Origin of the sequence: Saccharopolyspora sp. NPDC049426, from assembly GCF_040676935.1 — a bacterium.
Lineage (GTDB): Bacteria > Actinomycetota > Actinomycetes > Mycobacteriales > Pseudonocardiaceae > Saccharopolyspora.
Map to the genome: position 1 here is coordinate 310,427 of NZ_JBFAPZ010000009.1, position 13,235 is coordinate 323,661.

At 70.4% G+C, this 13,235-nt stretch carries 11 protein-coding genes; 5 read left to right on the plus strand and 6 right to left on the minus strand.

All coding sequences use genetic code 11. The features are described from left to right. Nucleotides 1-67 precede the first annotated feature (67 nt). The gene (locus tag AB0J78_RS21505) at nucleotides 68-736 is read right to left on the minus strand and encodes a response regulator (RefSeq protein WP_363791659.1); all 669 of its coding nucleotides are present in this window, start codon (nucleotides 734-736) and stop codon (nucleotides 68-70) included. After that, nucleotides 733-2,340, minus strand: coding sequence for a sensor histidine kinase (locus tag AB0J78_RS21510; protein WP_363791661.1), 1,608 nt, complete (start codon nucleotides 2,338-2,340; stop codon nucleotides 733-735). The genes AB0J78_RS21505 and AB0J78_RS21510 overlap by 4 nt, the downstream gene beginning before the upstream one ends. Nucleotides 2,341-2,504: 164 nt before the next feature. Between AB0J78_RS21510 and AB0J78_RS21515 the strand changes: the two genes are divergently transcribed. Both AB0J78_RS21515 and AB0J78_RS21520 read left to right on the plus strand, forming a co-directional pair. Beyond that, nucleotides 2,505-3,854: a citrate:proton symporter gene (locus AB0J78_RS21515; RefSeq protein ID WP_363791663.1), complete on the plus strand. Its 1,350-nt coding sequence runs from the start codon at nucleotides 2,505-2,507 to the stop codon at nucleotides 3,852-3,854. 100 nt (nucleotides 3,855-3,954) lie between these two features. Continuing rightward, nucleotides 3,955-4,725 (plus strand): methyltransferase domain-containing protein, encoded by a 771-nt coding sequence (locus AB0J78_RS21520; protein ID WP_363791665.1) that lies wholly within the window; start codon nucleotides 3,955-3,957, stop codon nucleotides 4,723-4,725. Between the two features lie 11 nt (nucleotides 4,726-4,736). Here the strand turns inward: AB0J78_RS21520 and AB0J78_RS21525 are convergent, their stop codons facing one another. Beyond that, entirely contained in the window at nucleotides 4,737-5,537 is an 801-nt protein-coding gene (locus AB0J78_RS21525; RefSeq protein ID WP_363791667.1) for a LuxR C-terminal-related transcriptional regulator, read from the minus strand. Nucleotides 5,538-5,677: 140 nt separating this feature from the next. On the opposite strand from AB0J78_RS21525, the gene AB0J78_RS21530 reads away from it, so the two are divergent. After that, on the plus strand, nucleotides 5,678-7,366 hold the full coding sequence (locus AB0J78_RS21530; RefSeq protein WP_363791670.1) for an AMP-binding protein: 1,689 nt from the start codon (nucleotides 5,678-5,680) through the stop codon (nucleotides 7,364-7,366). Nucleotides 7,367-7,809: 443 nt separating this feature from the next. On the opposite strand, the gene AB0J78_RS21535 is transcribed toward AB0J78_RS21530, so the two are convergent. From AB0J78_RS21535 to AB0J78_RS21545, 3 genes are all read right to left on the minus strand, one after another. After that, nucleotides 7,810-8,787, minus strand: a complete 978-nt coding sequence (locus AB0J78_RS21535; RefSeq protein ID WP_363791673.1) for a glutathione S-transferase C-terminal domain-containing protein — start codon at nucleotides 8,785-8,787, stop codon at nucleotides 7,810-7,812. Nucleotides 8,788-8,907: 120 nt separating this feature from the next. Beyond that, complete coding sequence (locus AB0J78_RS21540) at nucleotides 8,908-10,203, minus strand: MFS transporter (RefSeq protein WP_363791675.1); 1,296 nt, start codon at nucleotides 10,201-10,203, stop codon at nucleotides 8,908-8,910. Nucleotides 10,204-10,205: 2 nt separating this feature from the next. Beyond that, the gene (locus AB0J78_RS21545; protein ID WP_363791677.1) at nucleotides 10,206-11,402 is read right to left on the minus strand and encodes a M20 family metallopeptidase; all 1,197 of its coding nucleotides are present in this window, start codon (nucleotides 11,400-11,402) and stop codon (nucleotides 10,206-10,208) included. A gap of 124 nt (nucleotides 11,403-11,526) precedes the next feature. On the opposite strand from AB0J78_RS21545, the gene AB0J78_RS21550 reads away from it, so the two are divergent. After that, nucleotides 11,527-12,564, plus strand: a complete 1,038-nt coding sequence (locus AB0J78_RS21550; protein ID WP_363791679.1) for an Lrp/AsnC family transcriptional regulator — start codon at nucleotides 11,527-11,529, stop codon at nucleotides 12,562-12,564. A 107-nt stretch (nucleotides 12,565-12,671) separates the two neighbouring features. Then, nucleotides 12,672-13,229, plus strand: a complete 558-nt coding sequence (locus AB0J78_RS21555; RefSeq protein WP_363791681.1) for a snapalysin family zinc-dependent metalloprotease — start codon at nucleotides 12,672-12,674, stop codon at nucleotides 13,227-13,229. Nucleotides 13,230-13,235 lie beyond the last annotated feature (6 nt).

Sequence of the window (13,235 nt, forward strand, 5' to 3'; positions counted from 1 at the left end):
CGCCAGGTCCAACGGCGGGGGCGCTGCTCGGCGGTGCGGGCCACCCGCACCGCCGAGCAGAACAGCCCTACCGGGCACCAGGAATTGGTTCGTACTGGTGCTCCGGGCGGCCGCTCGCGCCGTAGCGCAGGGTCATGATCGCTTGGCCCTCCTGGGTGAGGGAGGCCAGGTAGCGCTGCGCTGTCGCGCGGGAAATGCCCAGTTCGTCGGCGATCTCGGCGGCGGAGCGGGCCCGCCCGTCGTTGCGCAGCGCGTCGAGCACGAGTTGCGTGGTCAGCGACGAGCGGCCCTTCGGCGCCGCCGGGCGGTCGCCCTCGCGCAACAGTTTGAGGGCGCGATCGATCTCCTCCTGGTCGATGGCGCCACCGGTCACCGGCAGCCGCGCGTGGTAGCGGGCGAAGGCGTTGAGCCGGTCGGCGAGCTGCTCGGCCGTGAACGGCTTGACGAGGTAGTTCAGCGCTCCGGCGGCGAAGGCCGCGCGCACGGTCGCCGGATCGGTGGCGGCGGTGAGCATGATGGCGTCGGTCTCGAGTTCGGCGAGCAGCGCGATCCCGTCGTGGTCGGGCAGGTAGTTGTCGAGCAGCACCAGGTCCGGGCTCTGCTCGTCGATCAGCTCGCGCGCCCGCGCCGCCGTGTGGGCGATGCCCAGCACGCGGAACCCGGAGACCCGATCGGTGAACTCGGCGTGCACCTGCGCCACCCGGAAATCGTCGTCCACCACGACCACGCCGATCACGACTTCGCCTCCTCGCTCACCGGGGAACCGTCTTCGAGCGCGCCCGGCAGCTCCGCCACGAACAGCGCGCCGGACTCCTCGCCGGGGCCTGCCACGCGCACGTCGCCGCCGAGGCTGCGCGCCGCCTGCCTGCACAGCGCGAGCCCGATCCCGTTGCCACCGGACTGCTTCGAGGAGACGCCTTCGACGAAGATCTCCTCGCGCAACCCCTCCGGAACTCCATCACCGCTGTCCACAACGGACACGTGCAGGGTGGTGCCGTCGGCCAGCAGGTCCACCTCCACGCGTGGGCGGGCGGCACCCACCCGCGCGGCGTCGATGGCGTTGTCGACCAGGTTCCCGACCACGGTCATCACCTCCACCGGCGCGCGCAGCGGCGAGGGGACCCAGCTCGTCTCGGCCAGTTCCAGCTCGACGCCCTTCTCCAGCGCCACCGACTTCTTCGCCGACAGGAACGACACCAGGTAGGGGTCGCGCACCGCGTCGGCGGCCGGCCCCAGGCCGGTGACCTGCCCGTGGGTGAGCGCCTGCACGTACTCGACGGCTTCCTCCTGCCGTCCGGTCTGCAGCAGCCCGGACAGCGTGTGCAGGCGGTTGGTGAACTCGTGGCGCTGCGCGCGAAGCGTGTTGGTCGTGCTCCGCACGTTGTCGAGCTCGCGGTTCAGCGATTCGAGGTCGGTGCGGTCGCGCAAGGTGAGCACGCTGCCGAGCTCGACGCCTCCGCGCTGCACGGGCCGGTGGTTGGCCACCAGGACCCGGTCGCCGGACAGCGCGATCAGGTTGTCGGCCTCGCGACCGCTGAGCAGCAGGTCCCTCAGTCGCGCTGGGATGTCCAATGCGGTCGTCGGTGTGCCGACCTGGAGGGGCACGCCGAGCAGCTTCTCGGCCTCGCTGTTGCGGACCGAGACGTCGCCGGTGGCGTCGACGGCGAGCACGCCCTCCCCGATCCCGTAGAGCACGGCTTCGCGCTGCCGGACGAGCTCGGCGAGCTCCTCCGGTTCGAGCCCGAGGGTGCGCCTTTTGAGCAGGCGGGTCAGCCACGCGGCACCGACGATGCCGATCAGCAGGGCGCCGCCGGTGAACGCCGCGGTGGTGCCGATCAGCCGCAGCAGCGCGGTGTTGATGTCCTCGGCGTCGAACCCGACGCTGACCTGGCCGATGACGCTGCCGTCGGGGGCGCGCAGCGGGACCTTGCCGCGCGCGGAGAGCCCGAGGGTGCCGCGCTGCACGTTCACGATCTCGTGGCCGGCGAGGACCTGGCGCGGATCGGTGCTGACCGGCTCGCCGATCTCGTCGGGGTTGGGGTGCGACATCCGGATCCCGTGGCGATCGGTGACGACCACGAACAGCGCCCCGGACGCCGCCCGCGCCCGGTCGGCCTGCGCGCGCACCTCGGGCTGGTCGCCGCGCGCCACCGCGCCCGCCAGGTCTGTGTCGGTGGCCAGCACCTGGGCCGCGGTGAGGGCGCGCTGACCGTACTGGTCGACGAGGTGGCGGTCGAGCAGCGACGCGACGAGGAAGAACCCGATCGTGGTGACCAGGGTGATCAGACCGATCTGCATGAGCAGTGCTTGTCGCGCGAACCGCATCGGGCGGTGGGGCATGTCCCGACGATACGTCGTGAGCAAAACGCGCAGAACGTTCTCAACGCGGGATATGCGGACAACATCGACAAATCTCGTCAGGGCGACGTAGCTCACCTACGGTTCCCCGGAACGCAACGGCGCTGCAAGTGGGACCACCGGAGGTCCGCGGGGAGGAGGACGCGTTGATCGCGCTACTCGGCTTGGGCATGGTGACGGTTTTCCTCTACTTGGTGATGAGCAAGCGGCTCTCACCGATGGTCTCGCTGATCGCGGTCCCGATACTCTTCGCCGTGATCGGCGGCTTCGCCCCGGACCTCGGCGACATGATCACCGACGGCATCAAGTCGGTCGCCCCGACGGCGGCGATGCTGCTGTTCGCGATCCTCTACTTCGGGATCATGATCGACGCCGGGTTGTTCGACCCGATCGCGCGCGGCGTGGTCCGGCTGACCCGCAACGACCCGCTGCGCCTGATCATGGGCACGGTCGCCCTGGTGGCGCTGGTGTCGTTGGACGGCGACGGCACGACGACGTTCATGATCACGGTCTCGGCGCTGCTGCCGATCTACCGCAGGCTGGGCGTCAGCCCGGTGCTGATGACGGGCCTGGCCTGCTTGACCAACGCGATCCTCAACGTCGTGCCGTGGGGCGGTCCCGCCGCTCGCGCTGCGAGCGCGCTGCGCCTGGACCCGCAGGAGCTGTTCGTGCCGATGATCCCGGCGCTGGCCGCCGGACTGGTCACCGTCTTCGTCCTCGCCTACGCCCTGGGCCTGCGGGAGCGCGCCAGGCTGCGCACCTCCGCGCCGGTGCTGGTCGGCGCGGGTGGTCCCCCGGCAGGCGGGTCGGGTGACGCGGCGTCCTTCGACGGCGGCTCGGCGGACTTCGACGTGCTCGCCCCGGACCGCGCATCGCTGCGCCCGAAGCTGTACTGGTTCAACGCCGGTCTGACGATCGCGCTGCTGACCGCCCTGATCATCGGTGTGCTGCCGATCTCGGTGCTGTTCATGATCGGCTGCGCGCTGGCGCTGCTCGTCAACTACCCGCGGCTGGAGCAGCAGCGCGACCGCATCGCCTCGCACGCCGACAGCGTCGTCGCCGTGGTCGCCATGGTGTTCGCCGCGGCGGTGTTCACCGGGGTCCTCTCCGGCACGGGCATGATCGAGCAGATGGCGCAGTACCTGCTCACCGCGCTGCCCGACGCCCTGTTCCCGTTCTTCAGCATCATCGTCGCGGTGCTGAGCGTGCCGTTCACGTTCTTCATGAGCAACGACGCCTTCTACTTCGGCGTCATGCCGATCCTCGCCGAAGCCGGCGCCCAGCACGGGATCAGCGCGATGGAGATCGCGCGGGCATCGCTGCTCGGCCAGCCCATCCACATGCTCAGCCCGCTGGTCCCGGCGATGTACGTCCTCATCGGACTGGCCAAGGTCGACCTCGGCGACCACCACCGCTTCGCGATCAAGTGGGCACTGCTGGTCTGCGCGGTGGTCATCACCGCGGGCTTCGCCCTCGGCCTCATCACCATCCACTGACCCGACCCCACCGCTCCGCCCTCGACGCTCGAGGGCGGAGCGGCTCATCGCCCTCGACGAAGTGGCGCCCGGCATCGTCGGGGGCCGCTAATCTGCGGTGATGTACCGCGAACCCGGTGTTCCCGAGGAGACCCCGCCCGCAGACCGGGGACAGGTGAACGACTACGACAGCTTCGCCGAGGCGTACTCGGCGGCGAACGAGAACAACCTCGTCAACGCCCATTACGAGCGCCCGGCGATGCTCGCCCTCGCAGGGGACGTGACCGGGCACCAGGTCCTCGACGCGGGATGCGGTGCGGGCGCCCTGTCCGCCGCGCTGCGCGAGCGAGGTGCTTTCGTCACCGGCGTCGACTCCAGCGCCGGGATGCTGGCCCTGGCGAGGCGGAAGCTCGGTGACGAAGCGGCCCTGCACCTGGCCGACCTGCGGGAGCCCTTGCCACTCGCAGACACCGCCTTCGACGTGGTGGTCGCGTCACTCGTGCTGCACTACCTCGAGGACTGGGGACCCGCGCTCGCCGAGTTCCGGCGGGTCCTCAAACCCGGTGGCTGGCTGATCGCCTCGGTGGACCACCCCTTCGTCGCGTACTCGATCCACGACCCCAGGCCCGACTACTTCGCGACCACGAGCTACAGCTTCGACTGGGAGTTCGGTGGGAAGACCGTCCCGATGACGTTCTGGCGCAGGCCGCTGCACGCGATGATCGACGCCTTCACCGCGGCCGGATTCCGCCTCACCACCATCAGGGAACCGCAACCCGATCCAGCCGCCCGCGACCTCTTCCCCGCCGAGTTCCACCGCCTCGCCACAACACCCACGTTCCAGTTCTTCGTCCTCGAAGTCCCCATGGCCGACGACTCCCACGGGGGCTGACGCGGGGTGCTCTACAACAGCCCCGCGAGGCGGGCTTCGTGGACCGCTGCTGTGCGGTTGCGGACCGCGAGCTTGCGGGTGGCGTTGCGGAGGTAGGTCTTGACGGTCTGGGGGCTCAGGCCCATCCGGGCCGCGATCTCCACGTTGGACGCTCCGATCTCGACGAGGCGGAGCGCTTCGATCTCGCGGGGCGCGAGGGTCACGTCGCTCGTCGTGGCCGGTGGTGCGCTTCCGCTGAGCTGGTGGTGGATCCGGCGCAGGCGGGCGCGCATGGCCTCATCGCCGGTCTCCTCGATGACCGCGGCGAGTTCCGCCAGGGGATCGGGTTCGCGGAGCTCCGGGTCCGGGCGCAGCCGGTCTTCGACGTCCCTGGACAGCTGCGCGGTGACGACCTCCGCTGTGCGCAGCGCGCGGTCACCCACCGGGCGGTGATCGCGGGCCGCGCCGTAGAGGACGCCGCACACCGCGTCGCCGACCGTGATGGGCAGCGCGAACACCGAGGTGAGGCGTTCCTGCCTGACGACGATCGGGTCGTACTCGTGGGTGATGTCGGAGGTGCGGGCGTAGTCGTCGACGCGGTGCGCTGCGCGGTCGCGCAGCACCCTGCCGCCGAGACCGCTGCCCGGACGCACCTCCAACCCGCGCAGCCCCGACCCGAACGTGCCCTTGATCCGGCCGATCACCAGTCGCTGCGGGGTCGTCGACGTGCTGCCGCCGAACACCACGGGAATGCCCGTCGACCGGGAAAGCCAGTTCAGCCGTTCCGGGAGGAGCCGGTCGATCCAACCGGCAGCCCTGACGTCTTCGTCCATGTGCGCTCCCTCACCACGTCAACTCGGTGGATACCCCGCACCCGCCTCTCGGCGCTACCCCCGGGAGTGGGTATGCGATTCGCCGGTGATCGGTGCACCCTCGTCCCGACAGCGTCGTCAGATCGAAGGGGAAGCGGCACATGGACGTCACCGGCGCCTACCGAGAAAGCCGTGACCAGCTCTTGGCGCTGCGCGGCGAGCACGCGCGCGCCGTCACCGAGTTCCGCTGGCCCGAGCTGGGCGAGCGGTTCAACTGGGCGACCGACTGGTTCGACGCGATCGCGCGCGGCAACGACCGCCCGGCTCTGGTGATCGTCGAGGAGGACGGGTCCGAGCTGCGGCGCAGCTTCGACGAGATGGCCGCGGCCTCCGACCGCCTCGCCGGCTGGTTGTCCGACCAGGGCGTGCGCCGGGGTGACCCGGTCGTGCTCATGCTCGGCAACCAGGTCGAGCTGTGGGAATCGATGCTGGCGATCATGAAGCTGGGCGCGGTGATCGTGCCGACCACCACGGCCGTCGGTCCTGCCGAGCTGATCGACCGGATCGCCCGCAGCGGGGCCGAGCACGTCATCGCCAACGCCGCCGACACCGGCAAGTTCACCGACGTGCCCGGTGACTACGGGCGGATCAGCGTCGGCGCGGCCGACGGGTGGGCGGACCTGCGCGAAGCGGGAACGTTGCCCGCCACGCCGCTGCCCCACCCCGGAACCGCGCCCGGCGATCCGCTGCTCTACTACTTCACCTCGGGCACGACCTCGCGACCGAAGCTCGTCGAGCACACCCAGATCTCCTACCCCGTCGGACACCTGACCACCATGTACTTCCTCGGTCTGCGGCCCGGCGACATGCACCTCAACATCTCCTCGCCCGGCTGGGCCAAGCACGCGTGGTCGTCGTTCTTCGCGCCCTGGATCGCCGAGGCCACCATCCTGGTGTGCAACTACGGCCGGTTCGACCCCGCGATGCTGCTCGACCGGTTGCGGAGCTTGGACGTCTCGACGTTCTGCGCGCCGCCGACCGTGTGGCGGATGCTCATCAACTCCGAGCTCGGCGAGCGCCCGGAGTCGCTGCGCGAGGTGATCGGCGCGGGCGAACCGCTCAACCCCGAGGTCATCGACCAGGTCCAGCGCGCGTGGGACCTGACGCTGCGCGACGGCTTCGGGCAGACCGAGACCACCGCGCAGGTGGCCAACACGCCCGGGTCGCAGATCCGCCCCGGCTCGATGGGCCGGGCGCTGCCCGGCGTCCCGGTGGTGCTGGTCGACCCGGCGACGGGGCGGCCGGTCGACGGCACCGGTGAGGGCGAGATCTGCCTCGACCTCGCGCAGCACCCGCTGCCGCTGATGACCGGCTACCGCGACGACGCCGAGCGCAACGACACCGCGATGGGCGGCGGCTACTACCACACCGGTGACGTGGCGACGATCGACGCCGACGGCTACATCACCTACGTCGGGCGCACCGACGACGTCTTCAAGGCCAGCGACTACAAGATCAGCCCGTTCGAGCTCGAATCGGTCCTGATCGAGCACCCCGCGGTCGCGGAAGCCGCCGTGGTTCCCGCGCCCGACCCGGTGCGGCTCGCCGTGCCCAAGGCCTACGTCGCGCTGGCTCCCGGGTACGAACCGGACAAGAGCACCGCGTTCGAGATCCTGAAGTACGCGCGCGAGCACCTCGCGCCCTACCTGCGAGTTCGTCGGCTGGAGTTCTTCGAGCTGCCCAAGACGATCTCCGGCAAGATCCGCCGCGTCGAGCTGCGCGCCCGCGAGGAGGGCTCGGGCCCGCGCGACGAATGGCGCGACGACCAGTTCCCCGAACTGCGTTCCTGAGAACGCATCCAGCGCGGAGGCGTCCAAGAACCGCCTCCGCGCTTGGGTTTTCAGGAAGACCGGCCTCCCGAGCGGCAGCCCGCGACCACCCGTCGCCTCCGGGGTGATGCGATGGGAACGAACGGATCCCGATCCGGCACGGAGGGATTCGCAGCGGTCCCGAACGGCGAACGCCTCACTCGGTGCCGAGCACCCGCCGAGGCGAACGCGGTCCCGCAGAACGACGAAACAGTTCCCGAACCCCGAAAAACCGCCGTAATCGCACACCGGAAAACCGCCGTAATCCGATGCCGGAAAACCGCCGTAATCGGACACCCGAAAACTGCCGCAATCCGGAGCCGGAAAACCGCCGTAATCGGGGTGGTCGAAACCGCGTGTGGAGGGACGAGAGCTCCGCGCTCCCGTGACGCACGTGCCCGCGGATCGCGGGAGCGGTGCGACCGTCACGCGATGCTGGGGACCCGCTCTTCCTGCGGGGGTGGGCCCGGCGGGGTGCCGTTGCCGAAGGGGCGGCCGCCGAGCTTCTCGCGTCCGTGGGGTCGCAGGAGGCCGGTGAGGTCGGGGCCGGCGGGGATGATGCCGGTCGGGTTCACGTTGCGGTGCACCACGTAGTAGTGCTCCTTGATCTGCGGGAAGTGGATCGTGTCGCCGAAACCCGGTGTCTGGAACAGGTCTCGCGTGTAGTCCCGCAGCACCGGCATCTCGGTGATCTTGTGCCGGTTGCACTTGAAGTGCCCGTGGTAGACGGCGTCGAAGCGCACCAGGGTCGGGAACAGGTGCACGTCGGCCTCGGTGATCGTGTCGCCGACCAGGTAGCGCTGCCCGGAAAGCCGCTCGGCGAGCAGGTCCATCGCCTCGAACAGCTCGTGGAAGGCCTTGTCGTGCGCTTCCTGGCTCTGGGCGAACCCGGTCTTGTAGACCCCGTTGTTGACCTTGAACACCAGGTCGCCGACGTCGTCGATCTCGGCGCGCAGGTCCGGCGGGTACAGCTCGGGCGCTCCGAGCCGGTGGTGCTCGCGCCACTCGGTGGAGAAGTCGAGGGTGATCCGCGGGAAGTCGTTGGTGACCACCTGGCCGGTGGGGATGTCGACGATCGCGGGCACCGTGATGCCCTTCGCGTAGTCCGGGTCGCGGGCCAGGAACGCCTCCCGCAGCCGCTCGATGCCCAGGACCGGGTCCCGGCCGCCCGGGTCGAGGTCGAACTGCCAGCTGCGCTCGTCGTGGGTGGGCCCGGCGATGCCCATCGACAGCACCGGTTCCAGGCCGAGCAGCCGCCGCACGATGACCGCCCGGTTCGCCCAGGGACATGCCCTGGCCACCACCAGGCGGTACCGACCGGGTTCGACCGGGTAACCGTCTCGCCCGTCGGCGGTGATCCGCGTGGCGATGTAGTGCATGTCCCGTCTGAATTCACCAGCCATGCCCTCGATCGTCCATCCAGGGCCCCGTCCCCGCCAAGCGTCCGCGCCGGACCGCGGGAGGGGACTTCGGCCGGCGCGGGTGCGGCTCGGAGAGCACGGTTTCCGAGCCGCACCCCGGCGTCATCGGACCGGCACCTCCTCGGCGACCTCGGCGGCGGGCTTGGTCGCGGTGTCGGTCAGCGCGATCGCCGCCAGCACCGACACCGCCGCCACCGCGATCAGGTAGTAGGCCGGTGACATCGGGTTCCCGGTGGACTCCACCAGCGCCGACAGGATCAGGGGCGTCGAACCGCCGAAGATCGACACCGCCGCGCTGTAGGCCAGCGACAGGCCGCTGTAGCGGACCTTGGTCGGGAACGCCTCGGCGATCGCCGTGGAGATCGCCGACAGGCTCGGCGCCATCAGCAGTCCCAGCAGCACGTAGGCGAGGACGATCAGGGAGAACGACCCGGACAGGATGAGCTGGTACATCGGCACGGCCAGCACCATCAGCGCCAGCGGGGTGGCGATCAGGAACGGCTTGCGCCGCCCGATCCGGTCGGCCAGCAGCGCCCACGCCGGGCAGGTCAGCAGCAGCGCGGAGATGCCCACCATCATCGCGATGAACATGTCGGCCTGCGGGACGTTCAGGTTCTTCACCAGGAACGCGGGCCAGAACGCTTGGACCATGTAGGTGCAGGTGGTGCCGGAGATGATCAGGCCGATCACCTTGAGCACGTTCGGCCAGTGCTCCCGCAGCGTGATCATCAGCGGGGCGCTGCTGTCCTCGGGGGACGAGGCCTGGAACTCCGGCGTCTCGTCCAGGCGCAGCCGCAGGTACAGGCCGATGGCGCCGAGCGGCAGCGTCACCAGGAACGGCACCCGCCAGCCCCAGTCGGTCAGCGCCTCGGGCGTGAGCGCCATCGACAGCAACGCGCCGATCACGGTGGCCACCAGCGTTGCCGCGAACTGGGTGAACATCTGCCAGCTGCCGTAGAACGTGCGCCGGTGCGACGGCGCGTACTCGACCATGAACGCGGTGGCGCCACCGAACTCGCCACCGGCCGAGAAGCCCTGCACGACGCGGGCGGCCACCAGCAGGATCGGCGCGGCCAGACCGATGCCGTCGTAGTTGGGCAGCAGTCCGATGATGAAGGTGGCCGCCGACATCCCGATGATGGAGATCGACAGCGTGGTGCGCCTGCCCATCCGGTCGCCGAAGTGGCCGAAGATCAGCGCGCCCAGCGGGCGCAGCACGAACGACACGCCGAAGGCGGCGAAGGTGGAGATCAGGCTGTGGCTGCCTGGGAAGAAGTTCGCCGCGATCGCCGCGGCGAAGAACCCGTAGAGCCCGAACTCGAACCATTCGATGAAGTTGCCGATGGAGGCCGCGAGCACCGCCTTGCGGCGCACCGGCGCTGGCACGGATGCGGTCATGATCAGTTCTCCACGTGGGTTCTGGTCAGGGCGAGTTCTGCGTAGAGGGTGGCGCCGTCGGCGAGCACCGCGTCGTCGAACAGCGCGGTCGGTGAGTGGTTGTAGTCGGCGGTGTCGGGGTCGATGCCGTCGGGAACCGCGCCGAGGCCGACGAACCCGCCGGGCACCTCGTCGAGCACCCGCGAGAAGTCCTCCGATCCCGACAGCGGGTTGGGCAGGGTCTGGTGCCGCTCGGCGCCGAAGAGCTCGTGGATGGTGCGGTCGACGAACGCGGTCTCCTCGACGTCGGTCCGGGTAGGCGGGTAGCCCTGCCGGTACTCGATCTCGACGTCCACCCGGTGCGCGGCGGCCACCGCGCGCAGCACCGCCTCCGAACGCTCCCGCATCCGCTCGCGCGACTCCGGCGAGAACGTGCGCACGGTCGCGCCGAAGGTCGCCGACTCCGGGATGACGTTGACGGCGTTGCCCGCGCGCAGCGTGCCAACGCTGAGCACCACCGGGTCGAACATGTCGAACTGGCGGGTCACCATCGTCTGCAGCGAGGTGATCATCTCGCTGATCGCGGCGACCGGGTCCTGCGTGCGGTGCGGGGCGGAGCCGTGCCCGCCGGATCCGTGCACCGACACGTGCAGCTCGTCCGAGGCCGAGAGCATCGTGCCGGGCCTGGTGACGAAGCGGCCCTGCGGCGCGTCCGAGGAGAACACGTGCAGCCCGTAGGCCGCGTCCACGCGGCGGCCGGACGCCTCCAGCACGCCCTCCTCGACCATGATCCGCGCGCCGTCGTAGCCCTCCTCCCCCGGCTGGAACATCAGCACCACGTCCCCGCCCAGCCGGTCGCGGTGCGCGCACAGCAGGCGGGCCGCGCCGATGAGCATCGTGGTGTGCAGGTCGTGACCGCAGGCGTGCATGGTGTCACCGGTCTGCGAGGCGAAGTCGAGCCCGGTGCGCTCCCGCACCGGCAGCCCGTCCATGTCACCGCGCAGCAGCACGGTCGATCCACCCCCACCACCGCGCAGCACCGCGGTCACCGAGCTGACGTCCCGCCCGGTGGTGATCTCCAGCGGCAGGCCCTCCAGGGCCGCCAGCACGCGTTCCTGGGTGCGGGGCAACCGCAGCCCCACCTCGGGTTCGCGGTGGAACTCGTGACGCAGCGCGATCAGATCGTCGCGCATCGCCAGCGCGTCCTCGTGCACACTCAACTGCTACCTCCGGAAGTGACCTGCTTCATAACGACTCCAGGGCGCGTCAGTGTGCGATGTCGACTCGTCCCGACGTGGAGAATCGCAGGATTCGTGCACGACGAACTTCCCGACGAGGTGATTCGTGAATTCCAGCGTGCCGGAACTGGCGGAAGAGGACCTGGCGTTGATCCACGCGCTGCAGATCGCGCCGCGGGTCAGCTGGGCGGAAGCCGCCCGTGTGCTCGGCTCGTCCCCGACCGCGCTGGCCGCCCGCTGGGCGCGGTTGCGGGCGGCGGGTCTGGCGTGGCTGACGGTGCACTCCGGCGAGCAGTCGCGCGACGTGGTGGCCTTCGTCGACGTGCGGGTGGAGCCGTCCCGGCGGACGGAGGCCATCGAACGGATCGCCCGCGATCCGCGAGCGGCCTCGGTGGAGGAGACCGCGGACGGCCGCGACCTGGTGCTGACGGTGATCGTCCCGGACTACGACTCGCTGGCCGCGTTCACCCTCGACGACCTGCCCACCACCCCGGGAGTGCGGGCGGTGAACACGCACGTGGCCACGAAAGTGCACCGGCAGGGCGCGGACTGGCGGCTCGACGCCCTCGACCCCGAGCAGCAGGCCGCGCTGCGCGAGGCCGCCCGGCACGCCAGGAGCCCGGCCCCTGGCCGCATCCCGGACTCCTACTGGCCGGTGGTGCAGCGCCTGGCGCACGACGGCAGGCAGAACGCCGCCGAGATCGCCCGCGCGCTCGGCCGCGACCCGGCGACGGTGCGCAGGCAGGTCGCCCGCCTGCTGGCCACCGATGCCCTGGCATTCCGGTGCGAGGTCGCGGGGCTGCGCACCCGCTGGCCGATCGTGTGCACGTGGTTCGCGCAGGTGCCGATGACCGAGCTGGACCGCGCGGTCCGCTCGCTGTCGACGCTGCCCGAGCTCCGGCTGCTGGTGTCCACCGCCGGCCAGTCGAACCTGATGTTCCTGCTGTGGGCGAGGTCGGCGGGCGACCTCATGCGCATCGAGCGGCTGGTCAACGAGAAGCTGCCGTCGCTGCGGCTGTCGGAATCCGTTCTCACGCTGCGCACCCGCAAGCGGATGGGTTGGCTGCTCGACCGGCACGGGTGCGCCACGGGAGAGGTCGTGCTCCCCCACTCGTTGCTGCCGCGATGGATTCACACCTGGTGACGTGATGGCGGTTATCCGCCACTGTCCGTATCGGTCCCGGACTCCTGCCTAGCCTCCGGTCGTGTTGATCGTTTCCACGTGAACGACCGCCCACAGGAGGAGTCGACATGTCCAGGTTCTCGATGACGACCGCGATCGCCGGCGCCGCGACGGCGTTTCTGCTGGTGGCAGGCGCGCCGCTGGCCGGTGCGGTCCCCGGCGCCGCCGCCGAGCCCCGCATCGTCACCTACGACGCCAGCCAGGCCGAGGAGTTCCAGGCGGCCATCGACGAGGCGGCCGAGACCTGGAACGGCCAGGTCGCCAACGTCAAGCTGGAGAAGGCCACCGACGGCCAGGCCGACCTGACCGTCCTCGCCGACGACGGCTGGCCGCGCGCCCAGACCGAATCGCTCGGCGTGGGCACGGTGTGGATGGGGCGCGAAGCCGTCAACGAGGGACACCACATCCCGCGCATCGCCACCCACGAGATCGGCCACATCCTCGGGCTCCCCGACGACCGCACCGGCGTCTGCGAAGACCTGATGTCGGGTGCCAGCGCCGGGACCGACTGCCAGAACAACCTGCCCAACCCGACCGAGAAGGCCCAGGTCGACGAGAACTTCGCGCAGGGCGTGGTGATCGCGCCGCAGCTGTTCACCGAAGCCCCGGCACTCGCCACCAGGTGACGGCTC